This window comes from Sporosarcina sp. P20a, assembly GCF_002743175.1.
In the GTDB taxonomy this organism is placed as follows: Bacteria; Bacillota; Bacilli; order Bacillales_A; family Planococcaceae; genus Sporosarcina.
Window position 1 is genome coordinate 21,805 of the sequence record NZ_PDYT01000025.1, and the last position, 26,415, is coordinate 48,219.

24 protein-coding genes and 1 pseudogene are annotated in these 26,415 nt (G+C 41.9%); 15 read left to right on the forward strand and 10 right to left on the reverse strand.

Going from position 1 to position 26,415, the window contains the following annotated elements:
• Positions 1-130 precede the first annotated feature (130 nt).
• Positions 131-970 (reverse strand): hypothetical protein, encoded by an 840-nt coding sequence (locus CSV72_RS14590; protein WP_099678956.1) that lies wholly within the window; start codon positions 968-970, stop codon positions 131-133.
• A gap of 847 nt (positions 971-1,817) precedes the next feature.
• Here CSV72_RS14590 and CSV72_RS14595 point away from each other — a divergent pair.
• From CSV72_RS14595 to CSV72_RS14610, 3 genes are all read left to right on the forward strand, one after another.
• Complete coding sequence (locus CSV72_RS14595; RefSeq protein ID WP_143561181.1) at positions 1,818-2,621, forward strand: hypothetical protein; 804 nt, start codon at positions 1,818-1,820, stop codon at positions 2,619-2,621.
• Positions 2,622-3,846: 1,225 nt separating this feature from the next.
• Complete coding sequence (locus CSV72_RS14605; protein ID WP_099678959.1) at positions 3,847-4,662, forward strand: choline kinase family protein; 816 nt, start codon at positions 3,847-3,849, stop codon at positions 4,660-4,662.
• A 188-nt stretch (positions 4,663-4,850) separates the two neighbouring features.
• On the forward strand, positions 4,851-5,558 hold the full coding sequence (locus tag CSV72_RS14610; protein WP_099678960.1) for a gamma-glutamyl-gamma-aminobutyrate hydrolase family protein: 708 nt from the start codon (positions 4,851-4,853) through the stop codon (positions 5,556-5,558).
• 101 nt (positions 5,559-5,659) lie between these two features.
• Here the strand turns inward: CSV72_RS14610 and CSV72_RS14615 are convergent, their stop codons facing one another.
• Positions 5,660-6,358, reverse strand: coding sequence for a YjjG family noncanonical pyrimidine nucleotidase (locus CSV72_RS14615; protein WP_099678961.1), 699 nt, complete (start codon positions 6,356-6,358; stop codon positions 5,660-5,662).
• 211 nt (positions 6,359-6,569) lie between these two features.
• Here CSV72_RS14615 and CSV72_RS14620 point away from each other — a divergent pair, with 211 nt between their 5' ends.
• On the forward strand, positions 6,570-8,051 hold the full coding sequence (locus tag CSV72_RS14620; RefSeq protein WP_099678962.1) for a phytoene desaturase family protein: 1,482 nt from the start codon (positions 6,570-6,572) through the stop codon (positions 8,049-8,051).
• A gap of 136 nt (positions 8,052-8,187) precedes the next feature.
• Positions 8,188-8,943 (forward strand): IclR family transcriptional regulator, encoded by a 756-nt coding sequence (locus tag CSV72_RS14625; RefSeq protein WP_099678963.1) that lies wholly within the window; start codon positions 8,188-8,190, stop codon positions 8,941-8,943.
• Positions 8,944-8,999: 56 nt separating this feature from the next.
• On the opposite strand, the gene CSV72_RS14630 is transcribed toward CSV72_RS14625, so the two are convergent.
• Together CSV72_RS14630 and pxpB are read right to left on the reverse strand one after the other, a co-directional pair.
• The gene (locus CSV72_RS14630; RefSeq protein ID WP_099678964.1) at positions 9,000-9,989 is read right to left on the reverse strand and encodes a 5-oxoprolinase subunit C family protein; all 990 of its coding nucleotides are present in this window, start codon (positions 9,987-9,989) and stop codon (positions 9,000-9,002) included.
• Positions 9,980-10,720 carry a 5-oxoprolinase subunit PxpB gene (gene pxpB / locus CSV72_RS14635; protein WP_099678965.1) on the reverse strand — a complete coding sequence of 247 codons (741 nt, stop codon included), beginning with the start codon at positions 10,718-10,720 and terminating at the stop codon, positions 9,980-9,982. Before pxpB ends, CSV72_RS14630 begins: the two co-directional genes overlap by 10 nt.
• Positions 10,721-11,026: 306 nt before the next feature.
• Between pxpB and CSV72_RS14640 the strand changes: the two genes are divergently transcribed.
• Genes CSV72_RS14640 through CSV72_RS14650 form a run of 3 tightly spaced genes read left to right on the forward strand, consistent with a single transcriptional unit; the run spans position 11,027 to position 13,837 of the window.
• A complete protein-coding gene (locus CSV72_RS14640) occupies positions 11,027-11,803 on the forward strand; it encodes a LamB/YcsF family protein (protein WP_099678966.1) in 777 nt (258 codons plus the stop codon).
• Positions 11,800-13,026 (forward strand): NRAMP family divalent metal transporter, encoded by a 1,227-nt coding sequence (locus CSV72_RS14645; RefSeq protein ID WP_099678967.1) that lies wholly within the window; start codon positions 11,800-11,802, stop codon positions 13,024-13,026. Before CSV72_RS14640 ends, CSV72_RS14645 begins: the two co-directional genes overlap by 4 nt.
• A gap of 19 nt (positions 13,027-13,045) precedes the next feature.
• On the forward strand, positions 13,046-13,837 hold the full coding sequence (locus CSV72_RS14650; protein ID WP_099678968.1) for a putative hydro-lyase: 792 nt from the start codon (positions 13,046-13,048) through the stop codon (positions 13,835-13,837).
• A gap of 92 nt (positions 13,838-13,929) precedes the next feature.
• Here CSV72_RS14650 and CSV72_RS14655 read toward each other — a convergent pair whose 3' ends face one another.
• Positions 13,930-14,697, reverse strand: coding sequence for a 3-hydroxybutyrate dehydrogenase (locus tag CSV72_RS14655; RefSeq protein WP_099678969.1), 768 nt, complete (start codon positions 14,695-14,697; stop codon positions 13,930-13,932).
• Between the two features lie 494 nt (positions 14,698-15,191).
• Here CSV72_RS14655 and CSV72_RS14660 point away from each other — a divergent pair, with 494 nt between their 5' ends.
• The gene (locus tag CSV72_RS14660) at positions 15,192-15,746 is read left to right on the forward strand and encodes a competence protein ComK (protein ID WP_099678970.1); all 555 of its coding nucleotides are present in this window, start codon (positions 15,192-15,194) and stop codon (positions 15,744-15,746) included.
• Between the two features lie 447 nt (positions 15,747-16,193).
• Here CSV72_RS14660 and CSV72_RS14665 read toward each other — a convergent pair whose 3' ends face one another.
• The 5 genes and pseudogenes from CSV72_RS14665 to CSV72_RS14685 form a co-directional block, all read right to left on the reverse strand.
• Positions 16,194-16,706 (reverse strand): sigma-70 family RNA polymerase sigma factor, encoded by a 513-nt coding sequence (locus CSV72_RS14665; RefSeq protein WP_099678971.1) that lies wholly within the window; start codon positions 16,704-16,706, stop codon positions 16,194-16,196.
• Between the two features lie 893 nt (positions 16,707-17,599).
• A complete protein-coding gene (locus CSV72_RS14670) occupies positions 17,600-19,582 on the reverse strand; it encodes a methyl-accepting chemotaxis protein (protein WP_099678972.1) in 1,983 nt (660 codons plus the stop codon).
• Between the two features lie 136 nt (positions 19,583-19,718).
• Positions 19,719-19,796: pseudogene (locus CSV72_RS17060) on the reverse strand (YjcZ family sporulation protein); the annotation flags it as partial.
• Between the two features lie 111 nt (positions 19,797-19,907).
• Positions 19,908-20,036 (reverse strand): YjcZ family sporulation protein, encoded by a 129-nt coding sequence (locus CSV72_RS14680; protein WP_083035222.1) that lies wholly within the window; start codon positions 20,034-20,036, stop codon positions 19,908-19,910.
• 113 nt (positions 20,037-20,149) lie between these two features.
• Positions 20,150-22,117 (reverse strand): methyl-accepting chemotaxis protein, encoded by a 1,968-nt coding sequence (locus CSV72_RS14685; protein WP_099678973.1) that lies wholly within the window; start codon positions 22,115-22,117, stop codon positions 20,150-20,152.
• Between the two features lie 258 nt (positions 22,118-22,375).
• Between CSV72_RS14685 and CSV72_RS14690 the strand changes: the two genes are divergently transcribed.
• The 6 genes from CSV72_RS14690 to hpf all read left to right on the forward strand — a co-directional run bounded on the left by CSV72_RS14690 (position 22,376) and on the right by hpf (position 26,052).
• Positions 22,376-22,609: a hypothetical protein gene (locus CSV72_RS14690; protein WP_099678974.1), complete on the forward strand. Its 234-nt coding sequence runs from the start codon at positions 22,376-22,378 to the stop codon at positions 22,607-22,609.
• 41 nt (positions 22,610-22,650) lie between these two features.
• Positions 22,651-24,156, forward strand: coding sequence for a flagellar hook-associated protein 2 (locus tag CSV72_RS14695; protein WP_099678975.1), 1,506 nt, complete (start codon positions 22,651-22,653; stop codon positions 24,154-24,156).
• 33 nt (positions 24,157-24,189) lie between these two features.
• The gene (fliS, locus tag CSV72_RS14700) at positions 24,190-24,591 is read left to right on the forward strand and encodes a flagellar export chaperone FliS (RefSeq protein ID WP_085133016.1); all 402 of its coding nucleotides are present in this window, start codon (positions 24,190-24,192) and stop codon (positions 24,589-24,591) included.
• A complete protein-coding gene (fliT, locus tag CSV72_RS14705; RefSeq protein ID WP_099678976.1) occupies positions 24,588-24,941 on the forward strand; it encodes a flagellar protein FliT in 354 nt (117 codons plus the stop codon). Before fliS ends, fliT begins: the two co-directional genes overlap by 4 nt.
• A gap of 66 nt (positions 24,942-25,007) precedes the next feature.
• Positions 25,008-25,379: a PilZ domain-containing protein gene (locus CSV72_RS14710; RefSeq protein ID WP_099678977.1), complete on the forward strand. Its 372-nt coding sequence runs from the start codon at positions 25,008-25,010 to the stop codon at positions 25,377-25,379.
• A 118-nt stretch (positions 25,380-25,497) separates the two neighbouring features.
• Positions 25,498-26,052 (forward strand): ribosome hibernation-promoting factor, HPF/YfiA family, encoded by a 555-nt coding sequence (gene hpf / locus CSV72_RS14715; protein ID WP_099678978.1) that lies wholly within the window; start codon positions 25,498-25,500, stop codon positions 26,050-26,052.
• Positions 26,053-26,415 lie beyond the last annotated feature (363 nt).

Here is a 26,415-nt window from a genome sequence, read left to right on the forward strand (position 1 = left end):
TTGGCCTTGGTGAAATCATAGGCTTCTTTTGGGGGCATAGATAGAACGCATACTATGCTAAAAATAAGACCAATCACGATAGACAGATCAAGAAAAGTGCCAGTTAATATAACAGGTGCAACTTTAAATATTATTTAAACTTATTTGCTGTCTCTGACACAAATTTAGACAAACGCTTTTCTTTTTCTTGCTTTTCTTTTTCAGCAAGTTTCCAGTCCAAAATAATTTCAATTCCTAACTCTAGACTTGGGAACATAGATAAACAATCTTCTTCAGAGAGCTCATGAATGCCCTTACTAAGTATCCCATATATTGTTCTATTCTTAACAAGTATTTCAGGAAGGAAATTCTTAATATACAGTATTTTTTCGTCCATTCTTTTTTGTGAAAATACTTCTGACTTCAGTGAAGAGTTTTCTTTTAAGGCGATTACTTTCTGATTGTTTATCAAGTTTTCAAAAATTCTTCTTAAATAAACGTAAGAACCTGCACCAATACCATGAGAATATAAGCCAATTGCTTTTGAAAAATCTTTATAATCATCTTTGAGGAGAGAGCGGTACTTTTGAATCTTATGAATTTGTAAGTCAGCAATGGAAGGGTACTGACCAATTTTCATTATCTTACTATCAAAGATTTTAAAATAAAAAGAGTATAAGTGTTTATTATTTCTTTGGCATTGGAAATGCAATGCGTGATTCCCTTGAATGACTCGATGCATTCGTTTTTCTGGAGTCTCTGTATTTCCCATAGGCGGTAGTGACGTTCTATTCCGAGTTGATATAGGAGGAGGAAGTTTAGTCTCTTTTTTGAATGTTGAATTCCTTTCGCAAGAAATACAGTAACAATCGAATTGTATTGTATGATATTCAGAAGTTAAATTGTATACCAGTTGAAGGTTATTTATTTCTTCTTCTTCATATAAAGTGAATGCTAGAAGAAGACCATCTGTAGTTAAATTATTGGCCATAATTAAATCACTCCTAAAGTTTTATGGATAATTATATCACAACAGCAGACCTTAAAATTGAACGCACTAAGAATTAGAAGGTTCCTCTTATTATTAAATACATCGAAATCCTAAAAGACAATCCGAAAAACTTGGGTCATTCATTCAACACCTGTAGCACTGTACACGAACTAAACGATGTGGGTAATATCCTGAAAAAACATTGTAGTCATTGATTTTGAAACTCGTTCCCGGACTGCAGACAAGATTTTCGAGATGTACCAGATACTCATAGTACATACCAGTCGTTTATTCCATTTAAAGTACAGGAGGCGCAAATAAAAAGATAAGCTCATATATCGGGAACTATAACGATATGAAGACAATTGTCGGTATCAAAGCAGATTACAAGATGGGGAATAGAGGTCAGGAAATTATAAAGTAGGAGAAATTGAGTAGAAGATAACTATGTGAAAATTAACTTGAATGTCGTGATAAACGTGACAGTTCAAACTATTATGAAGGTTTGGTGCGAAGGCACTCTGAAATTATTATGCTCCAGAGGAGAAATGCAATTCATGCTTTTAGAAATAGAGAAATAGAGAAATAGGTAATTTAAATGAATTTAAAGCTTATATATATAAACTTAGCTTTTTTCTACACAGGAACCAATTTAATTATATTATAAAAAGGATAGTTTAGTGATTATTACGAGATTAAAAGAAGAAGGAAAGTCCATTTAGATAGGGGAATATTAATGATTTGTTCATATTGTAGAAAAGAGGCACTACCGACAAAGGAGCATATTATCTCAAAGTCGCTAATCGAGTTGTTTCCTGAATGTAATTATACGTACAGGCAGGATGATATGGTAAGTGTATTTGAAGCACATCCAATGATAAAGGATGTTTGTGCAGTGTGTAATAATGAAAAATTGTCTGAATTGGATCAGTATGTACTTGAAATGGTTAAACGTTATTTTTACAAGGAATATGGCCCGGAACAACAAATTGATGTTATGTATGATTATAATTTACTATCAAGATTTTTAATGAAAACCTGTTATAATTCCGATAGAAGCTTTAAATTAAACTCAGATTGGTTCAGAGAAAACAGGCAATATATATTGGGAGAAGAAAATGAGTCAAAGTATTCATTTTCTGTTTTTGGTGGAATAGCTGTAAATACTTCTCCTTTACCAGCTTTTTTCTTCGACAATAAACAACTAGAAGTATTAAATGGAACACAATTGTTAGCGCAAGGAATGTTGCGTTATAGCGATGGAATAGGTCGAAAAGTTGAAGTAGTGAAGAATGCGGCAGTGCTAAATATCTCCATAAAACACAGTTCATATGTTATGAGAATTGGCGCGGGCCAGTTTCTATTAATTCTTTGGAATAAGAATGCAGAAGAAAAAGATATACAAATACATGAAAAGTTAATTGAGAAAGTTTTTCCATATTCATTATATAAAGAAGATAATACGTCAATAAAAATCAGGAGATGTACCCACGCTTTTAATTACCATAGAATTAATTTAATTGATAGTTATTTAGGAATGGAAATTGCAGACTCAACAAAAGGTTTCGTACAATCTCCTCAACTAGCTGGAAAAAAATTAGGTGAAGATGAATGGAATAAATATGTTAAGAATCTGAGAGAAGAGAAATAGTTCGGGAGATTTTATAGTGTAGGGTACCTGCGAAAAATCAACGTGATTATTACACTAAATATAATTGTTTCAAAACTAGATATTAAGCACCTGTGCATTACACAACTTCGACGCTATTCAGAATCGTTCACGATTTGTGTAATGCGCAGGTGCGCAAAAATCAGACGGTTACTGAGACTCGAAAAAAACATACGCTTCTTCCAGAGTCCCAAACCGTCTCCCAGTGTTAGTAAAATATAAATATAGCGATAATAGTCAATATAATAATCACGGGTAATGACAAAACATAAATCCACATTAAATTGGAAAAGCTTTTTTTACCACTGTAATTTTTACTGTTGGAATTAGTACTGGTATTCGCGATGGATAGGGTCAAAATCAGTCCAACAACTAAAACAATAATAACGAGAATCATGGCTACGATAAGGCCCAAGTTGATGAAGTCCTCCTTTTAAAAAATAAATTCCTTTGTTCTTTACATTATAATCATATCACATAAAACATTTTCGAAGGCCATCCAATTAGAGGGTGGTTGGAGGTTATGAGATCGTCAAGAATTATGTGTCAATAATGTAGTTTACTGTGCATTGTTTTGGAGTTGTATGATGCAAAGGCAAACAAAAAAAACACTGCCCAATAGTTACAGGTGGTCTGCCTAAAGTCGACAGGTGTACCTGACGACTTTGAGCAAGTGCACTTGCCTAAACCCGCCAGGCCAATAACCAAAGAACTTAAAGAATCTTAAGAAATAAGAATAGTGTCGAGATGAATCTCGACGTCGCACATTTCTCTATACAATACGTGAGTGACAAAATTAGAAATCATATCGATTTCAAAAATAATTATTACAGTGTGTATCCTTTTCGGAAAAAAGCTCTATATGACAAGTGAGAGAGGACATGCAAAGCGAATCCACACAGAGTGCTATGATACTGCAAGACTATGTGAATAGATTTTACCAATCCAATTTCCAATGGGACTATCGTGAATCTAGTATTACTATTGATTAAAATGAATCCTTGAAAGATAATAACGTAATAGGTGTGTCTTATTCGTAAGTGGATGCTTGATATATAGTGATAAGAAAAGATATATTCGGTAAAATGATTAATTGCAATCAACATATTTTTCGATTAATTTTCCGAATACTTAATAAGTATGTTGAAATCGGAAATCTACTAGAAGAACGGTACATACTATAGTATGAAAAACAGAGGTGTGAAAAGTGTTTCTAATCGAAGATCTAACATACATCAAAAGACTAGGCGGTCTCACCAACTTAAACTTCCTTGTCGCGCACAAAGGACAAAAATACGTCTTACGTTTTCCGGCGCATGAGTTTGAGGATATTATTAACCGCCACCATGAAAAAGAAAACCAGCGAATTGCGGCTGAAATTGGGGTGACGGTTGGCAATGTGGTGTTTACCGATGAAGGTATTAAAATGACTCCCTATTATGATGCGACGGCTAATTTAACACGGGATTTGATTGTGACGGAAGAGTATTTGGAGAAGATTGCGGGTGTGTTGGCAACGCTTCACTCGTCGAAACGGGAATTTCCGAATCGTTTTGATTATTGGGGCGAGGTGGAGAAGTATAAAGTTGCGTTAACGGAAACCCCTTCGCTGTATGTGTTGTTGGAGGAGCGGCTGCGGAAGTTGATGCAAGGGGAACGGCAGGAGTATGTGCCGTGTCATATGGATTCGGTGACGGCTAATTTTATTCAGAATGATGCAAAGCAGCTGTTGTTGATCGACTGGGAGTACAGTGCGAATTATTTGCCAGAATGGGATTTGGCGGCGTTTATTTTGGAACGTGAGTTAAATGAGCAACAGGAGCAAGAGTTACTCGGTTATTACGGTTTGCCCGCATCATCGAAACAGTCGCTTGATCTACAAAAGTTGAAGTCAGACTTCCTTTGGTCGTTATGGTCGCTCGTTAAAGAAATAGAAGATCCTTCGTTTGAACAGTATACAGCGAAGCGGACGGAGCGCCTGATTGAGGGGTTAGAACAGTATTATCGTGTGTATGGGAATTGAAAGTTTGATACGCTAAAAATATGCAGAACAATACTACATCCAGCCTAGATTTTCCATTCGATGCGTGAATTGAAATCTGGGTTTTCTAGTTACTTGTTTAGTAATGCAATCACCCTTGAGTAACTTCCACCAATTCGGGTATAGAATATATCATTACTTGTAGGAATGTAAAAGGGAGAGTGCACTACATGAAACCATTAATCGGTGTTACGTCAGATATAGATCAGAATGGGGATACGCTAGTTCAGACTAGATACATACGAGCGGTTCGACAAGCGGGTGGCGTACCGGTTATTTTGCCGGTAGGACTGGAAGCGATTGAAGAAGTTTGCGATCGATTGGATGGTGTATTGCTAATCGGTGGGGAAGATGTGGATCCGTATTTGTATGGTGAAGAACCGCATCGGCTGCTTGGGAAAGTGTTGCCTGAACGTGATGAGTCAGAGCTTGCATTAATTAAAACGATGGCGGATCAGGATAAGCCGGTGTTTGGGATTTGCCGAGGGTATCAGTTGATCAATGTGGCGTTTGGTGGAACAATTTATCAGGATATGTATGCACAGTTATCAGAGGATTTATTGCAGCATTATCAGCTGACAGATTTAGACTTTGCGTTTCATTCCATTGATATTGTAGGGGATAGTAAGTTGGCGGAGTGGGCAGGTACTTCGGAAGTCCGCGTGAATTCACTGCATCATCAGGCGGTGAAGGAAGTACACGCACCACTTGTCATAACGGCGGTTGCGAAGGATGGTGTCATTGAAGCGTTGGAAAGTACTGCGCATCGTTTTATGGTAGGTGTTCAGTGGCATCCTGAAGCGATGGTGAAGCGAGAAGATCGTTTGTCGTTGAAGTTGTTTAAGAAATTTATTGAGGCGGCAAGCGAGAAAAGGTAATGGGGTTTCTGCAGAAGTCTTTGGGGCATTTCATTAGTAGCTAAATAGATATATGCGTAACCCCTCCAACGAAATGTATTGGAGGGGTTACTGGTTTTGGATTAGTTGTTCTTTACTGTCGTACGGCCAACGCTGAATTCTGCCCATGAATGAATTTCATATCTCGGCTGAATTCCTGTATGGTTTTCGCGACGATCTGGATTGAACCAGCAAGTGTCGATGCCAGCATTGATTCCGCCTTGTATGTCGGAAGTCAGAGAGTCACCAATCATCAATACACGAGAGGGATCTGTGATGCCTAGTTTCTGGAAAGTATAGTCAAAAATCTCGGGCTGTGGCTTCTTGTATCCTGTTTCTTCGGAAGCAATGATAGCTTCGAATGTATTGCGTAAAGGCGAGCCGGCTATGCGCGCGTGTTGAGCGATTGTGAAGCCGTTCGTTAAGATCGCCAAACGGTAATCAGTTAGCTTTGACATCATCTCTTCTACGCCGTCGATCAAATGTGATTCATGGCCTAGGTTTTCGATGTATAGCTCTCCGAAGTGTGCTGCGTCTAGTTGTAGTTCGTGATGTGCGAATAACCGACGGAAGCGTTCTACTTTTAATTCTTCAATTGTGATGCGTCCTTGTTCGAGATCATCCCAGATGACGGAGCTGATTGCGCGGTATGTATCGCGGTAAGCTTCTAAGCCGTTTGGTAGTCCGAACGTGTGGAATGTATCGCCGAGTGCATGTTTTTCTGTCTCTTCAAAATCGAATAATGTATCGTCTAGATCGAATAATAGTACATCGTATGGCATATAAAAGAACTCCTTTTTTTACAATAAGTACTAGTATAACATGGGGAAATAGACTATAGGGGAATTGTCTACTAGTGACGACAGGAAGTAAATGAAAGTCAATGAGACTTAGGTTCGTGAGGAGTATGATATAATCATCCGTACCATTGACAAAATAATGAAGTAAATAAATCTAGTAGAATTTTCAAGTTATAGAGAGAAGGTGATCACCATGAGTAAAACCATATGTGTCATCGGTGCTGGTATTGGCGGCTTAATGGCTGGTGCTCTGTTAGTCAAAGAAGGCTATGAGGTGACGGTTCTTGAAAAAGCGACGAGAGTGGGTGGATCAGCAGGTTCTTACGTGCGAAATAAACGTATATTTCCTGCAGGTGCGACGATTGCCTTCGGATTGGAAGAGCAGGGATTACTAGACACGCTGTTTACTGAACTCGACTTGAAAGTTCCATTTGTTCTGCTCGATCACCCGATGGATGTGGTGATGGAAGACCGACAGATTTCATTGTATCGCGATAAAAAGGCTTGGGAAGAAGAGCTGGCACGTGTTTTTCCTGAAAGACAGCGTGACGTCATCGCCTTTTGGACCAAATTAGAGCAAATCAGTGAAGCGGTATATGGAGTGACGGCTACGGGGGTGTCGTTGCCGATCCAGCGCCCATATGATCTAGGGAAGTTACCTGGCCATGCGGTTACGCACCCAGGAAGTATGTTGCGTCTAGCTCGCTATGCCACGCAGACAGTGGAAGATTTACTTCGTACATATAAACTCGATACGTATGAACCGCTGCGACAGTTTATAGATGTGCAGTTGCTTGATGCGGCACAAACCGACTGTACGCAAGCGGCTTTATTGCCATCGAGCCTTGCGCTGACCATTTATAGAAGAGGTAGCTTCTATGTGGAAAAAGGAATGAGCCAGTTGAGTGAACTTCTGGCGGAGAGAATTGTAGAGCTTGGCGGTGAAGTGATTATAGCTTCTCCAGTTACAGAGTTGATATATAAAGAGAAAAAGTGGCATGTGACTAGTAGAAAGGAGACGGAAGCCTATGACGTGGTGGTCAACAATGCAGGTGTTTCTTTCGGGCCGCGTACGAGTCATTCCGAATCAAAGGAGTTTGCATGGGGCGCTTTCCGAATCGATGCGCTTCTTTCGGATACATTCTGGCAGCAAGAATTGGACGGCAGACCGTTACCTTTTGCGATTCAAATCGTGCCAGATAAAGAGCGGACCGTACTTCATTCAGACGGTCACGGCCCGGTCTATGTGACGTTTCAGCCTGCTTATGATCGTCGGAATGAACGCATGGAAGACGAGATTATGATGACCTGTTCGATCCATACAGATGCGGAGCTATGGGGACCGTTGTCAAAAGAAGAGTATCAAGATAAAAAGGAAATGGTATCAAAAGCGATGTTTGCTGAAATTCAAAAAGTCCTTCCTGTTGAAGACTATGTACTGTATTCAGAAGCGGGTTCTCCTGAGACATACAAAAAGTATATCGGTAAATCAGAAGTAGGTGGTTTTCCTTTGACGGTGAGGAATGCGATTTGGAAGCCGAAAAGTGTGCGTTCTTCTTTGCCGCAATTATATATTGTAGGGGAGCAGTCGTTTCCGGGACCAGGGACGCTTTCTTCTGCATTAAGTGGTTGTCATGTGGCGCGGGCGGTTAGGAAGACGTGGCCGCTCAAGTGATTGGAAAGCGTTCATTTCACTTCATGATAACTAAATGGTATGTGCTTCCAACTACTTCAATGTTATAATCAACCATATCGAGTTTTCATTGAAAATATAAGAATTGATCCAGACTATCAAGCAGAAAGGAGCCCACATGAGCACAAACAACAAAACAGTCGTCCGCTCTCTGGACATACTCAATCTATTCGTCGATCACCCAGCCCTTACATTCCAAGAAATCATCGACCTGTCGGGCATCCCGAAATCCTCAGTCTACCGCATGCTATCTTCACTCGAAGAAATGAAGTTTCTCGAGAAGGGTGCGGATTCACAGTATCGTCTTGGGTTATTGCTATTGAAATACGGTAGTCTTGTATCGAAACGGTTGGATATTCGCAAGATTGCTTATCCGATTATGGAAGAGCTTCACCAAGACGTGAAGGAAGCGATTAATTTGATTGTCCGGCAAGGGGATCAGGCGATTTATGTGGAGAAGATCGATACGTTCCAGAAGGTTCGTTTGTATACCGCGATTGGCAGGAGTAGTCCGTTGTATGCAGGGGCTTGTTCGCGGATCATTTTGTCCCATCTTTCGGATAGCTATATCGCCGAGTATTTGGATAAGACGGAATTACAGCGGTTTGGTAACGGTACATTTACGGATCGGGAGTTGTTGCTCGCTTCTATTCAGGAGACGCGACGGAATGGCTATACGCTTAGTAATTCGGAACTTGAGAATTTCACTTCTGCTGTTGCGGCACCGATCTTTGATTTTAATGGTGATGTGATTGCAGGGATTAGTATTGCAGGTATTGAAGCGAATTATCAAGAAGAGAATTTAAAAATACTCGTTCCAAAAGTGAAAGAAGCCGCCTTGGAGATTTCCAGGCAGCTTGGGTATACAGGATGAATGAAACCTTGTAATTCAGTAGAGTGATACTGAAACGCAAGGTTTTTTATTATGCTTCAATACTGAAGTGTATGCTGAATACCAATTTTGATTTGATTGATCAGTTCTTCTTTAGCGATGAGTTCACGCTCAGCTTCAGCATGTGTGATGAGCTTGAAATAGAGTTTCGCATTCGGTTTCACATGCGACAGGCTACCTAAGTCGGCGGTAATGACTTGTCCGATTTTCGGATAGCCGCCAGCCGTTTGTCTGTCCGCCATTAAAATAATCGGCTTGCCGTTAGGGGGGATTTGAATCGTTCCGAACGTCACACCTTCTGATAGCAGTTCAAGTTTTTCCGTTAATGCAAGTGCCTGGCCTTCGAGTCGTAAGCCCATCCGGTTCGATTGTGGTGTCACGACATACGGTTCGCGTACAAGTAGTTGTTTACTCGCATCATCAAAGTGCTTATATTCAGTGCCTTCAATAATCCGTATAGTTTGTGTCGACGCCAGACTGATTAACGGATGATGCGGTACAGCCCAGTCAGGTGTGCCATCTTGTTCGATTAACGCAAATACTTTCTCGTTTGATACCGTTAACTGACCGATTGAAAGCTGATCGTTTTGTTGCAGTGCTCTTCCTTTAAAACCGCCAATTCCCGCCACCATATACGTACTTTTACTTTCCATGACAACAGGAATGTCGATCCCACCGGCAATAGCCAAATACGCTCGGCATCCTTCAATCGCAAAGCCGAATTTAAGAATCGAGCCTTTTTTGACGATAAGAGGTCGCCAATTCGCCACCGGTATCCCGTCAACCGTCGTTTGCAGATCTCCACCCGTAATCGCGATCAATGTATCTTCCTCAAACTGCAGCTTCGTTCCAAATAGCGTGATTTCCAGAACGCCTTCCCGCTCATCATTGCCAACAAGTAAGTTCGCAATGCGCATGGAATAGCTATCCATGGCACCGCTTACAAGAACACCGAACTTTTGTGAACCGGTCCGACCGATATCTTGAATGGTAGTTAAGAGTCCGGCATTCAATACGTTTACTGACATATCGTCACCTTCTTTTGCTCATCATACTGTTCTTGTGTCATCGGACAAAACTTAATTTTATCTCCCGACTGCAATAAAGACGGAGGAGACATATCCGGAACGAATAGGTCCGTTGGTGTGCGTCCGATAATTTGCCACCCGCCCGGTGTTTCGAGTGGATAGACACCGGTTTGTTTGCCTGCGATTCCGACAGAGCCAGGAGGAATCGATGTCCGTGGTGTTAACTTTCTTGGTGTCGCAATTCGTTCATCGAGGCCGCCTAGAAACGGAAATCCTGGTGCGAAGCCGATCATGTAGACGAGATATTCAGGTGTCGTATGAATCTCAATGACTTCTTCAATAGACATGCCATGGGTCTCCGCCACAATCTGCAGATCGGGACCGAATTCTCCACCATAGAGAACAGGAATTTCTACTAACCTTCCTTCCGTAACAGGAAGTTCGGATATTTGGGCAGCTAAAGTATTAATATAATCGGTCACTTTTTCAATAGGTGTGCCGTCAATCTGAAATCCGTTCTTTGATTGATAGACCAGATACGGAGAGTAGTATACAGCCAAGCTATTATAAGCAGGAACCGACTCGATGAATCCGTCAAATGGGTATTCATCCAATAGGTAAGATAGATTTTTCACTTGCTGGTGGATGGAAGGATGGATGCCTTCCCCTAGTTTTATAATGATGGCAGAATCGCCAAGTACTTTTATATCGAGAGATTTCTGATCACTCATCGTAACATCTCCTTCAAATTCCGAAATTCGAAACCGTTATTCTGAAAAACGAATCGTAGTTCTATTATAGATTTCTAAAGAGAAAATACAAGCTTATTATTCAGTTAATAAAAATACTCACCATATTTCGACAATGGTCTATTCAACAAAAGATTTTTATGATAGACTAAGTTTCAAGTTCAAAACCTTGGTTTCGAATTTCGGAACTAAGCGATATGCAAACGCTTACTTCTTGTTGACAACTTGGGCGGTTCACCCGTTTTATGATGGGCGGGTCGTTGTAAAAAAACAATGGGGGTTATTGACATGGTAAAAGTAGATTTGAATAGTGATTTAGGAGAAAGCTTTGGTCGGTATACATTAGGGGAACAAAAAGAGATTTTGAAATATGTAACCTCTGCTAATATAGCGTGCGGATTTCACGCAGGAGATCCTTCCGTGATGCGCGAGACGGTACAACTTGCGATCGATAACGGGGTACGAATCGGAGCACATCCAGGGTTGCCTGATTTAGTTGGATTCGGACGTAGAGATATGAACATTACTCCTCAAGAGGCGTATGACATGGTCGTCTATCAAATCGGGGCACTGCAAGCATTCCTCGCTGTACATCAAGAACCGATGCAGCATGTGAAGCCGCATGGCGCGTTGTATCAGATGGCGTCAAGAGATCAAGGAATCGCAGAAGCGATCGCAAAAGCGGTCTATGATGTTTCCCCGTCACTTGTGCTATTCGCTCTTGCCGATAGTGAATTGTCGAAAGCGGGGGAAGCAATTGGACTCGTGACAGCGCATGAAGTATTTGCCGATCGTACGTATCAATCAAACGGCATGCTTACTTCTCGTTCGCAAGATGATGCGATGATTACCGATCAAGAACAGTCTGCTGAACAAGTGATTATGATGGTCAAAGAAGGAAAAGTACGTTCTCAACAAGGGACGGATGTCGCTCTACGCGCAGATACGATCTGTATTCATGGAGATGGAGAGCATGCAGTCGAGTTCGCAAAATACATTACAGACCGGCTGAACGGTGAAGAAATTACTGTGACGGCTATTGCAGATCGGGAGGATTCTTTATGAAAAATGAGAAGTTAGGATTGACTCATGAGCAGGAACAGAAAAAGGTAACTCGTGGCGTCTTACTTGGCGCTGCCTTCCTGATGGCGACTTCGTCTGTTGGACCAGGGTTCTTAACACAGACCACGGTATTTACTGAGCAACTCGCAGCAAGTTTTGGTTTCGTTATTTTAATTTCATTAATTCTAGATGTCTTTGCTCAAATGAATATTTGGAGAGTTATCGCGGTTTCTGGCCTACGTGGACAGGAAATTGCCAATAAAGTTCTCCCGGGTCTAGGTTTTGTCCTCGCCTTCCTCATTGTCGCAGGGGGTCTTGCGTTTAATATTGGAAACGTGGCGGGTGCTGGTTTAGGGCTTAACGCAATGGTTGGAATCGATCCAATCATGGGTGCGGTCATCAGTGCAGTCTTTGCCATTTTGATTTTCATGGTAAAAGAAGCAGGCAAGGTAATGGACAAGGTCGTTGCCGTTGCGGGTGTGATCATGATTATTTTGGTCGTATTCGTCGCTTTCAAAACGTCTCCGCCAGTTGGAGAGGCAATCGTCAGAACGTTTAATCCTTCTGAAATCAGCTTCTTCGCGATCGTTACGTTGGTCGGAGGTACAGTCGGTGGGTACATTACGTTCGCAGGTGGACACCGTTTATTAGATGCAGGAATTAAAGGCATTGATTCCGTTCCATTAGTCACGAGAAGTTCCGTCACAGGTATTGTTGTGACGGGCATCATCCGAGTGGCATTATTCCTAGCAGTACTCGGAATCGTTTCACAAGGTTTGCAGATTGATCCAGACAATCCACCAGCATCTGTCTTCCAGCTTGGAGCAGGAGAACTTGGGTTGAGATTATTCGGTGTCATCATGTGGGTAGCGGCTATTACGTCCGTTGTCGGTGCAGCGTATACATCGGTTTCATTTATCCGATCATTCCACCCATTCATCGAAAAATATCACAACTGGATTATTATTTTATTCATCGTTGTATCGACAGCAACGTTCGCATTCGTTGGAAAGCCGGTTACGATTCTTTTATTAGTAGGGGCGCTGAACGCATTGATTCTGCCACTAGCGCTAGGTACGTTGCTCATTGCGGCGTATAAGAAGAATATTGTCGGTGAATACAAGCATCCACTTTGGTTGACGATTGGCGGCGCGATTGTTGTGGTCGTCATGGGCGTGTTAAGTGTTATCACGTTGATCGAACAGATTCCATTACTTTTTAAGTGACCGGTAGGAGGTTGTATAGATGGAAGCGTATCGTTCTATGAAAGCGCAAGAAGTTCGGAAGTTCATTCGAGAGCAAGTTATTACGGGGCAGACGTCTGGAATGGCGACAGGCTTTACGCAGGCGAATTTGGTCATCTTAAAACAGGAGCATGCGCTTGATTTCTTGCTGTTTTGCCAGCGCAATCCGAAGTCTTGTCCGTTATTAGATGTCACAGAGCCGGGTTCATACCGTCCGGCTAAGCTGGCAGAAGGTGCAGACATTCGCAGTGAACTACCGAGTTACCGTATTTATAGAGATGGTGTGTTGGCCGAAGAAGTGAATGATATTACGGATTACTGGGAAGACGATATGGTCGGCTTTTTAATCGGCTGCAGTTTCACGTTTGAGGCGCCGTTACTTGCTGGTGGAATTCCTATTCGTCATATCGAGGAAAAGCGCAATGTCCCGATGTATAAAACGAATATTGCATGCACAACGTCCGGTATTTTTGAAGGGCCGACCGTCGTCAGTATGCGTCCGATGAAGGCACAGGACGCGATTCGAGCAATTCAAATTACGACGCGTTTTCCCGATGTTCATGGGGCACCGATTCATCTCGGGGACCCTAGTTTAATTGGAATCAATGATATTTCTACACCAGACTTTGGAGATGCGGTGACGATCCATGAAGACGAAATTCCCGTGTTCTGGGCGTGTGGCGTGACGCCGCAAGCGGTAGCGATGCAGAGTAAGCCGTCTATTATGATCACGCATTCTCCAGGTTGTATGTTTATTAGTGATAGGAAAGATTCAGAGCTTAGTGTTTTGTAATGTAAAAAGTTCTCAACGCGACGAGTTGTCGGTTGAGAACTTTTTTTGATTGCTATTGGCTAGTATTCATTCATGACCTATTTATTTTGACCTTATTGCACCGTATACCCACCGTCGAGCACAATGGCTTGGCCGGTAATTCCTTTCGCGCTATCACTTGAAAGATATAGCGCAAGATCCGCCACTTCCTTTACATCCAACAAACGTTTCTGGGGAACTAAAGGATATATAATTTCTTCCAGTACAGACTCGAGAGGGACACCGCGAACTTCCGCTAAGTCTTCAAACTGATTGCGCACAAGTGGTGTATCAACATAGCCAGGACAAATCGCATTAACGGTTATGCCGTCAGCTGCTGTTTCGAGTGCAGCGACTTTCGTTAACCCAATGACGCCGTGCTTCGACGAGTTGTAAGCAGCTTTGCCCGCGAATCCAACAAGTCCGTTAATAGACGCCATATTTAAGATCCGGCCGAATTGCTGTTTCTTCATATGCGGCAATACAAGCTTAGTCGCGATAAATGGCGCAGTGAGCATCACTTTTACTAGCAGTTCGAAACGTGCGGTAGGGAAGTCTTCGAGCTTTGCGACGTGCTGCAAACCTGCATTGTTAATGAGGATGTCGATTCTGCCGAAGTGGGAAATTGTTTCATCGATTGCTTGTTGAATATCTTGTTCTATCGTGACATCACATTTCAAGCCGATTGCGCTGCCACCTAAAGTGACAGCTGCTTCTTTTACTTTTTCCTCATTCAAATCCGTCAACACGACGATGGCGCCAGCTTCTGCGAATGCTTTCGATATTTCGAATCCGATTCCTTGAGCTGCGCCAGTGATGAGCAATACTTTATCTTTTACCATGATGACTTCCTCCTAAGTGCTTTCTAAAACCACATAATGTCTTGATATGTATTTTAATTCACATCAAATGCTAAACGCAATGCTTCTACACAACTCATTACAAAATACAGAATATGTCAAATTATACGGTGATTCAACAATAAAATCAGAATAATGGAAATGGAGGTAGACGGAAACATTATAGTACTATATACTAGTTCTTAAGACAGGTACTTTGTATGTAATCCACTATGTAAACGCTTACTATATGTAAAAATAAATGAATGCAGGTCGATAACTAAAGCTTTGTTTATTGGCCTGTTTTTTGTGCGTCAACTGAAGGGAGGTGAGAAATTAATGCGTTACCTAGTGGATAGAGAAAATCCCCGAGTGCTTTATGTCATGGCAGACAGACTCGAGGATTTGGTAGCTGGTGTATACCAACATACCGTTAGTATACCCCTTTATTCCACTAACCGAAAGGTGTTTCTATAAAAAAAGGGGGATAATGGGGCATGAATGAGGAAACGAAGTCAGTAATTTCACCGGGGACGAGTATGGTATATCCGTATTATGATGATGAAGGAAAGTTATGTGCGGTGTTATTGAAAGACGGTGATTTTGTACAAGTGGAACATAGTCCAACCGAGGTAGTGGACTTGAGTATGCTGTTTTACGGGACAAGTTTGCGCGGCGGGATCGACGGTGGCAAGGCGTTGATGGGGAGTATCCACATGACGCCCGTGATGGTCAATGAGCGATTGGATATCTATTTATTTCCTAGTAAATCGCCTTCAAGTAATGAATGTGTGTGGTTTTCATTGTCACATATCCTCACGTTCTTGCCGTTCGATAAAGAACATACAAAAGTCATATTCCGCGATGGCAATGTGTTCACTGTGAACTGCAGTTATTCGGTATTCCAGAATAGATACCAGCGGTCATGCATGTTAAAGAATGGATTGACGGCTAGGTTCACACAAATGGCGCTCGGCGTGAGGAAGAGTTACAAGACGTATTTGATCCGAAAGAATCATAAGCGTGGGAATTATGAGATATCGGATGAGTAAATAGAGTGATACATAGCGTTCCTCACTGGAGGGGCGCTTTTTCTGTCGAATGGATTTGTGAAATATTCACTGTTTTGGTTGGAGGGGTGGTATAATCAGTGTAATTAAGAATCGTTTGGTTGGGAACTATGTTCATGAGCGGTCAGGAGGGAAGAGTATGTTGTTTGATTTCTTTAAGCCGAAGTGTGAATATTGTAAGAAACGGACGTCTGTTTATCAAGGATATTATTTGCCGAATGATAAGAAGATCAAAGTTTGTTCGTCTTGCGCGCGTTTTGCGCAGCGTCGTGGGTTTCGGAAGTGGAAGGGGTAAGTGGTTAGGTGTCCCTTTCTACTTGCGTTCAAATGGAATCGTCATCTAACGTAGAATTATACATAGAGACAAAAGCAAGATCAATAAAGCGAACAAAAGCAAGAGCTACCCATTGGGGCGGCTCTTGCTTTTGTTTATTTTTCTATGCTTTGTTTGGCTGTTAGTTGATCTTTAAGTTTCTTCAGTAGTTTTTCTCGACGTTTTTTGATTCCTGGAACGGAAATGCTGAAGTGGGTGGCGCATTCAGCTTGGGTTTTGTTTTCTACGTATAGCTTGATTAGTAGTTCGCGTTCTTTTGACGGGAGCGCGGTAATGATTTCGTGTAGTTCGTTGTTAGGGTCTTCCATAAAGTCGTTTTGTGCTAGATTCTCTAAAGTTTCGGTTTCGACTGATGTGTTCACTTCGCTGAACCGGCTTTCTTTTTTTAGGTCGTCAAGCATAGCACCATAGATGGAGCGGTAGGCGAACGGAGTGAAGTTACCTTTCGTTTCGTCAAAGCGCGTCCATGCTTGGAAAAGTGCAAAGCGTCCGGTTTGGCGGAAGTTATCAAAATCACGGTAAATGTGTAGTTTTCTTATGATGGCTGAGATCATCGGTTCGTATTGTTCCATTACTTCTTCAAAGTTTTCATTCTTACTGTTTTCCATTGAAAGCGACCTCTTCAGGCCGTGCACGACACTTTGTATTCCCTGGGTATGTATATGATAGAAAGTTTTGAAGGAGATATCGAATCGCCAAGTTCTCGTTTTGCTTGGGGGAAATGGGTGCTTTTGTTAGGGGAAACGAAGTGGTTTGATTGGCGGAAGTTGAGGGGATTTGGTTGTTTTTATTTGGTGGGAAGGGAGGAGTTGGGGATTGGGGTGGTGGGGTATGAGCGGATGTTGGGGTTGATAGAGCGTTTGTCGGGTGGGTATGAGCGGATGTGGTGTCTGATAGAGCGTTTGCGCGATGTGTATGATCGGATACCGTGTTTGATAGAGCGTTCGCGCAGCGGCTATGATCGGATGTCGTGTTAGATAGAGCGGTCACGCGATAGGTAAGAGCGGATATCGTGTTGAATAGAGCGATCACGCCATGGGTATGAGCGGATATCATGTTTGATAGAGCGGTTACGCGTTAAGTATGAGCGAATGTCATGCCCTGCGTCAGATAGAGCGTTCGCGCAGCAGCTGTGAGCGGATGTCGTGTTAGATAGAGCGATCACGCGATAGGTAAGAGCGGATATCGTGTTGAATAGAGCGGCCGCGCGATGTGTATGATCGTATACCATGTTTGATAGAGCGGTCACGCCATGGGTATGAGCGGATATCATGTTTGATAGAGCGGCAACGCGTTAAGTATGAGCGAATGTCATGCCCCATGTCTGATAGAGCGTTCGCGCAGCAGCTATGAGCGGATAGTATGGCTGATAGAGCGGTCACGTAGCAAGTATGAGCGGATACCACGTCCAATAGAGCGTTCACCCCACAACTATGAGCGAGCGCACAAACAAAAAAGAAGACCCCCGTCACTACATAACGAGGATCTTCCCTAAAATAAATTACATTTTAAATTGTGCAATGACTTCTGATAGCTTCTCGCTTAGTTCAGTCAATGTTTCGGCAGCTTCTGTAACCGATTGGATCGAGCGGAGTTGTTCTTCTGATGATGCGCTAACTTCTTCGCAGGCCGCTGCGGTTTCTTGGGATGTGGCGGACATCGTTTCAACAGTTATGGACACATCATCTTTATGTGTGGCGATTAACTGGATTTCATCTGATACGGTATGGATCGATTCTTGCATTGTGTCCATCAGTGAAGAAAGTTCTTCAAATGTGTTTTCCGTATCTCCGACGACTACGCCTTGTTCGCGGAATGTGTTGATTGTTTGTTGCATTTGTTCAGATACGATGTGTGATCCTTTTTGTAATTCTTCAATAGTTACTTTGACATCGTCTGTTGCACGGGCGGATTGTTCAGCGAGTGTGCGGACTTCTTCTGCTACGACTGCGAATCCTTTGCCGTGTTCTCCTGCTCTAGCCGCTTCAATGCTTGCGTTGAGTGCCAAGAGATTGGTTTGTTTTGAAATGTTCATGATCGTTTCCATGACACTACCGATCGCTTGTACTTTTTCACTGAGTGAATTAATGTCGTTGGACATCTCTTCCAACGTTTTACCTGTAGTCGTGAAGGAAGTCTTTAGTGCATGCATTTGTTGTTGACCATTGGTGTTTTGAATACCGGTCTGAGTTGCGATATCTAGCATAACTTCTGCTTTTTCTCGAATTTCATTGATTTCTTGTCCGAGAAGGTCGATGCGTTCTGTTACGATTTCTGCATCTTCGGCAGATTTCGCGGCACCTTGTGCAATTTCTCCGACAGCCATTGCGACTTCATTGCTTGCGGCACTCGTTTCTTCAGATACGGCACTTAAGCTTTCGGAATTCGATCGGACATGGTCTGCTGATGTGTGGACGACTGTAATAATGTCGTTCATGTTTTGTACCATGTGATTGAAATCTCGGCTTAATTCACCGATTTCATCTGGACTCTGATTATCTGAACGTACTGTCAGATCTCCGCCAGATACTTCGGCCATCAAACCTTTGACTGTCTCGAGTGGCTTCAACATACGGCTGATCGTAATAAATAGACCGACGAATGTGAGAATCAACGTAATAAGTGCAATGACCAACATAGAATTACGTAATGACTGTGCCATCGCACTTAAATCGCGTTCTTCATAGACTGCGCCAACCTTCCAGTTAAAGTCTGGAATCGTCGTATAGATATTGCGCTTGTCGATACCTTGATCATCGGTATATTCGATGACACCATTGTCCGCATCATACATCTTTTTGAAATATGCTTCGTTTGTTACATCCGTTCCTGTTTTAGAAGGGTGAACGATAGCCAGTCCTTGATCGTCGAGTAGCACAGGATAGCCGTTATATCCGATATCGCGGCTCGCTATTTCGTCTGTTAATGCGCTCAGTTCAATATCAAGTCCAAGAGCTCCGATAAACGTACCATCGATCATGATTGCTTTGGAAGCAGTAATGACAAACTGATTAGTTGTATCATCCAAATACGGCTCTGTCCATTGCACGTTGTCTGGATTTTCTTGTGCTAATTGATACCAATTTCGCGTCGTCGGATCATAATCCGTTAAATCATCATCCGGCTTGATGACAGTATATTTGGATGTCAATGAATAATAAACGGCATCTGTACTTGGATACATAGACAAGAAAGTTTGTAGACGATTCTCTATTTCTTTAACAGATACTTCTTTTCCTTTTTCTCCAGTAAATTCTGTGATTGCATCGGTCGTCGCCAACAATGCCAAGCCTTTTTCATACTTGTCCATAAAGTGGTAAACACCGAAACTCATTTCACCGATGATTGCATTACTTGAATCCATAGCATTGACCATGGATTGTTTCTTCGCTTGTTCATTGGTCATCCAAGTCATTAATGCGATACCTAGAATGAATAAAATGATAGCGGTTAAGATAATCTTTGCTTTTATTGACCGTAACACGTGTTCAGCTCCTTCTTAGATGTGTGATGATATATTGTACCTAACTTGTTATCGGCTTAATTTCCTATATATTTATGGTTTTATAAAGAAAAATGAAGAAACCTGTCGAAAAATCGACAGGTTTCTTTTTAAAGACTTATAGGCAAGCGGCGCCTACAATAATGAGTAGGATAAATAGTACAACAATCAATGCGAATCCGTTTCCGTAAGAACCGCATGAGCCGTACGATCCAGTACTCTCACAACCTGATCCTCCGTAACCGCCACCACCGTGTCCATATCCACCAAATCCAAACATGTCTCCACCTCCAGTTTTTTTAAGTAATTAGCAACCGTAACCCATAAATCCTGCACCGACAATGATCAATAAGATAAACAGAACAACGATCATTGAAAAGCCGAAGCCGCCATCATAACCGCCGCCGTACCCAGATCCTTTAACTGATTCTCCCATATTGATTTCACCTCCAAATGTGGAACTACCCTTATTCTATGCAAAGATTCTCAGAGTGCCTTGGCTTTTATAAAAAAATCCGCCAATCCTTTGAAAAGGAGAGGCGGATCTTGTTAGATTTTAAATCGTTCCACGGCGTAACTTAGGTCTTCACTCAACTGAGTCAAGGCTTCGGCCGCTTCGGCAACCGAGCCGATTGCGTGAAGTTGTTCATCGGAAGAAGCACTTACTTCTTCACAAGCTGCTGCCGATTGTTCTGTCGTCGACAATAAAATTTGAATTTGCTCGGACACATTGTTTTTATGGACGTCCATTTCCTGAAGTGCGCTAGTAACTTGATTGATTCGAGATTGCATATCGCCAATGAAACTAGAAATACTTTCGAAAATCCCTTCTGTGTCTTGTACGACGGTACTTTGACGTTCGAATGTATTGCGCGTATTATCCATTTGCTCGATGACATGCTGCGTGCCATTCTGTAATTCATGAATCGTAGAACGTACTTGTTCCGCTGATCTCGCGGACTGTTCTGCTAATTGACGGACCTCGTTTGCTACTACTGCGAAGCCTTTACCATGTTCACCGGCCCTTGCTGCTTCAATACTTGCGTTTAACGCGAGCAGATTGGTTTGGGAAGAGATCGATGTGATGGCGTCAATGACGGAACTGATTGCTTTCACTTTGTCTTCTAATGATCCGATCATGCCGCCCATTTGTTGCAAGTCTTGATTCCAATTATTGAATGAAGAGCTTAAAATACTCATCTGGGTACGGCCTTCAGCGTTATAGGTTACAGCTTCTGTTGCCAAGCTTGCCATTTCGCTAGCAGTATCATTGGCTTCTTGAATTTGCTGATTCAATAACTCGGCACGAGTAGTCACCGTTTCCGCGTTTTCCGCAGACTGGACAACCCCTCTAGTAATTTCCGCCAAAGCACTTGCGATTTCTTCACTCGTCGCATTTGTTTCTTCGGATACTGCACTTAGATTTTGTGAGCTTGCCAGTACATTGGAAGCGGAATGTGTCACGGTCGTAATCAAACCGTTCATTTGGTCGAGCATCTGATCAAAACCTTTACCGAGCTCTCCAATTTCATCACTGGAATGAATGTTGGCTCTAACCGTCAAGTCACCGTCTGCTACTTGCTGCACGGTCTCTTGTAGACGGAAAACCGGTTTCAATACTCGGCTGATGAAGATGAATAGGATGATCGCAAGTACGGCCAATGTCACAACAGCCGCCATCATCATGACGTTGCGTAAACCTGTTGCCAGTGACTGCATGTTTTTCTGATCATAGATGACACCCAGTTTCCAGTCGAAGTTCGGAATGGTCGTGAACATATCGACCTTTTTGACACCATCTTGCTCGAACGTATGGTGGCCAGCTGGCTCTTTGTACATTTCAGCTACATAGTCACGATCCATGACATTCTTTCCAACGAGTGAAGGGTGAGCGATAGCCGTTCCTTCAGCATCGAGAATGAATGCATACCCACCATGTGGAATAGCAGTCGCGGAGATCCCTTCGGACATGGTCGATAACTGAATATCAATTCCCGCTACACCAACGAATTCATTGCCGTTCATCACGGCTTTAGAAGCACTAATGACGAGATTACCTGTCGCTTCGTCAATATACGGTTTGGTCCAATGCACTTGTTCTGTTTCTGCTACCGCATTTTGATACCATTCACGCGTAGTGGGATCAAATTCTGTCAAATCCACGTAAGGACGAATCATCGTTTCTTTGGTCGCAAAACTGAGATATGTACTGGATACGTCAGGGTACGTCTCTAACGTGTTATTGAGTGCTTTCGCAACTTCTGCCTCGCCTGTTGTGGCGGAAGCATTCGTGTAGTCCGAAGAATCGGTCAGCAACTCTAACCCTTTACTGTATTGCTGCAAATCCGCTTCAATAGAAGCACTCATTTCAGTTAGCAGCGTACTACTCGATTCTGTAAGATTTTCCTCTGTCCGCTCCTTGACTAACCAGCTACTAATTCCTGTCATGGTCAAAACTCCGCCAGCAACTAGCACGAGGACAAGGAGAATCATTTTCGTTTTAATGGAATGAAACATTAGTGTATGCTCCTTTACTCTTATAGATTGCTCTTATCATACATTACTTTCGACTGTTCTAATAGTCTGATTTTCATAACGTTGAAAATATTTATTCATCACCAAAGAAAATAGTAGGGATTTTCAATTCGTCATGAATATCTAAAATGTAAAACAGATAGGAATCTATAGAAGAAAAACTGTGACGATGCTCAACATCCCGTATTTTAATCCGATACTAGACATAACGATTGTTCATTGAAGACGGGGGGGACTAGTATGGTCAACCGAATTGGCGAAGGCCCCGCAACGCAACCAGTGCAAACACCTAACGAGAGTGGGTCCGTTGAAAACAGAAGACAAGTGTCGAACATTCAACCCATTGGTCAGCTGACCCAACAGACGACACCGGAGCAAAAAATCGAGTTGTCAAAGGCTGAAGTGAAAGAATTAACGGATGGCATGAACAAATTCCTCGACATACACGCAGCAATGAAAGACTTCATTGGATGATTAATCGATCATAAAATTTAATTAAAAAGGTGTGAGGCACGATGAGAATCGGTGGATTAGCATCAGGAATCGATACAGAATCAATCATCAGAGACATGATGAAAGCGCATCGAATTCCTCTTGATAAAATTACACAAAAGAAACAATACACACAATGGCAGCTGGACGACTATCGTTCCACAAACCGGGACTTAAGAAAATCAAGCGACAAGCTATTTGACACGGTTATGAAGCAGAGTACGTATATGAAGAAAAATGTTAGTGTGTCTGATGAGAAAGCGGTTAGTATTACAGCAAAAGGTTCTACATCTGACTTTTCGGGTACTATTAAGGTCGACGCTCTAGCGGAGCAAGCTACATTGCAAAGTGGTGTCATAAAAGATAGATTGGCTGATGGAGAAGACTTCACGAGTAAAACTTTAAAAGAATTAAATATATTTGAAGGCGATGCTGATCAAAAACTCATAATAAACACACCGGGAAAACCAGAGGTGGAAATTTCAATCACTTCTTCAGATAAACTTGATGATGTTTTAAAAAAGTTAAATGATAAAACAGGTGTGAGTGCTTTTTACGATTCATCCTCAGGTAAAATTGCTATTAGCTCTAAAGATACTGGAAAGGGTGAGGGGGATGGAAAAATAACTATCTCGAGTTCAGGTACTTTAGCGGCTCAACTTAAAATAGATAATGATTCTTCAACAAGAACCGATGGTAAAGATGCATCGTTTAATTTTAATGGACTTCAAACAACACGCTCATCCAATACCTTCAGCATTAATGGATTTGAAGTTTCACTGAAACAGACTACAACATCCCCAGTAACATTTAGTTCCTCTACAGATACTGATACAGTTCTTGATTCAGTAGTAGAATTCGTTAATGACTATAATGAAATGATTGAAAAACTTAACAGTAAAATTAAAGAGAAACAATTCAAGTCCTTCCATCCACTATCAGCTGAACAAAAAGCCGATATGAAAGAAAAGGAAGTCGAGCTGTGGGAAGAAAAAGCTATGAGTGGTACTTTGAAAGGTGATCCAGCACTTTCTTCTATGCTGAACAACTTACGTTCTATTATGAGTACGACTGTTACAACTACAGATAAAGATGGAAATGAAATTAACATCAGTATGAAAGATTTAGGGATAGAACCAACAAAGAGTTATTTAGACAACGGTAAATTAATTATCAATGAAGATAAACTACGTGCTAAAATTTCAGAAAACCCAAACGCAGTTTATGATTTAATCGGTAAAAGCAATACTGACCCTAAAAAGGGAGGGATTGCACAACGATACCGAAATGAATTACAAGACGCACAAAAAAAGATCACAGTAAAAGCAGGTAGTTCTACTGCTGTAAACGATACATTTGCTCTCGGTCGTTCTATAAAAAATATGGACAAACAAATCGAGCGTTTTGAAACGAAACTTCAGATGATGGAAAGTCGTTACTATAAGCAGTTTAACGCGATGGAACAAGCAATCCAGCGTGCGAATTCCCAGTCTGCAGCGTTGATGAGTTCACTTGGCGGCGGCATGTAACGCAACTTAGCTAGAAAAAGGAGAATGACATAAATGGCTACTAACAACCCTTATGCAGCATATCAAACAAATACGGTGACGACTTCAACGCCTGGCGAGTTAACATTAATGCTATATAACGGATGTCTAAAATTTATTCAGCAAGGAAAGATGGAGCTGGCTAAAGGTAATTTGGAGCAAAAAAATATTGCGATTCAAAAAGCACAAGCTATTGTGACTGAATTGATGTTGACATTGGATACATCCTACGACGTATCGAAAAACATGCTCGTTCTGTATGAATTCGTTAATAGTCGCTTGATCGATGGGAACATCCAAAATGATCCGGCAATGTTTGAAGAAGCGGCAGGGATCATTACAGAATTCCGCGATACGTGGAAACAAGTCATACAGATCAATCGTTCGAAACAATACTCGAACGTGAGTGAGATATGATCCGACCTGCAATGACCATGTGGCGTGACCGTTCACTTCAATTGATCACGCTTGTACAGGTAGAAGACGAAGAAAAGCGTGATGACGTCATCGAACAAATCGAGAAGATACTGAATGAACGTGATGTATTGCAGTCACAAATAGTCCAGCCTTTTACAGTAGAAGAAGATGCGTTTGGTAAGGAACTGATTCGTTTGGAGAAAGATGTACAGACTAGTCTGGAACATTTCACACATGCGATTCGTACAAATATTTCACAATCCCAAGCAAAAAAAGAAAACATGAATAGCTATGTAAATCCATACGGTAAGATGTCTCAAGACGGTGCCTATTTCGATTCGAAGCACTAATGACCGGAAGAGAGGAATCTCTTTCGGTTTTTTTACATATAGGTATTCAAAGAAAGGAATAATCCTATGCGTTATAATCGCCATGATTACTTTCGGTATTCGTTCCAACCATACATACCGGCCACATTTCGAATTCAATTAAATAACGAAGAGAAAAGCTTATCCAATGAAGGACAATGTGAAATTTTGGATATCAGCACAGGTGGAGTGAAGTTCGTGACGCATCTAGACTTGCCTGTCCGTTCAGAAATTCTTGCGCTGCAATTAGAATTTACAATCTATCAGCATCCCTTTGAAATTTTAGGGAATGTAGCTTGGAAAAACGAAACCGAATTTGGCTTTGAGTATGGATTCGAGTTTGGAGAAGATCAAAAAGTGGATGCGCTGATCACGGAAGAATTAAAACATCATGCCCGCAAAAAGAAAGAAACCGAGTAATATCAACATAAAACCGAAGTTTCTTTACAATTCTGCATTTTTCTTAAGTTTTAGAAAGGGTTTTAAGGGTACTATGAAGAAGTAAGGTAGTGATGGTTTAAATAAAGGAGGAGTTCATATGTTAGACTTCAATATTCGCGGTGAAAACGTCGAGGTAACTCCGGCGATCAGAGAGTACGTTGAAAAGAAAGTTGAAAAACTTGAGCGTTATTTTTCAGAAGGTGTAAACGCTACAGCTAATGTTAACTTGAAAGTTTATAGTGATAAGCAAACAAAAGTGGAAATTACGATTCCAATGAAGAATTTGACACTTCGCGCAGAAGAGCGTCACAACGATATGTATGCAGCGGTTGATTTAATCATCGACAAGCTAGAGCGTCAAATTCGTAAATATAAAACACGTGTTAATCGTAAATCACGTGAGCGCGAAGGCGTAGCTGCTTTCTTCCAGTCAGTTGAAAGCAATAATACTCAAGAGCCTGAAGACGACGCGGAGTTCGACGTAGTACGTACGAAGCAGTTCGATTTGAAGCCAATGGATCAAGAGGAAGCGATTCTTCAAATGAACATGCTAGGCCACAGCTTCTTCATCTTCACAGATGCAGATTCTGACGGCACGCACATTGTCTACAAGCGTAAAGACGGCAAATACGGCCTAATCGAAACAAACTAATAAGCAACCTAAAAAGTCCAGCTTCGGCTGGGCTTTTTTGTTTTTGAACTGGTTTTAGTTCTTTAAGTTCAAAAGCAAGTGCTTGGGAATAGTGAGTGATTTTGTGTAGGGGAGGGGATTGAAGCTCCAGCTGGGGACGCTTTCCTGAGGGCGTGGCTTGAGCCAAGCGAACAGCGAAGGGTTCGCTTTGCAGTATTTCTGTGTACTTTGCAGAAATTAAGGCACCTGACCAGGGTCTCAAGCTCTCGCTGATCCATCGGGAGCATTCCTGTTTGGTTAGTGGAACCCTATTGAAATAGAAAAGTCCCCTTGGTATGATTCGGGGTGTCAAGGCGTCGACGGCTTGACCCCTAATTATAACCA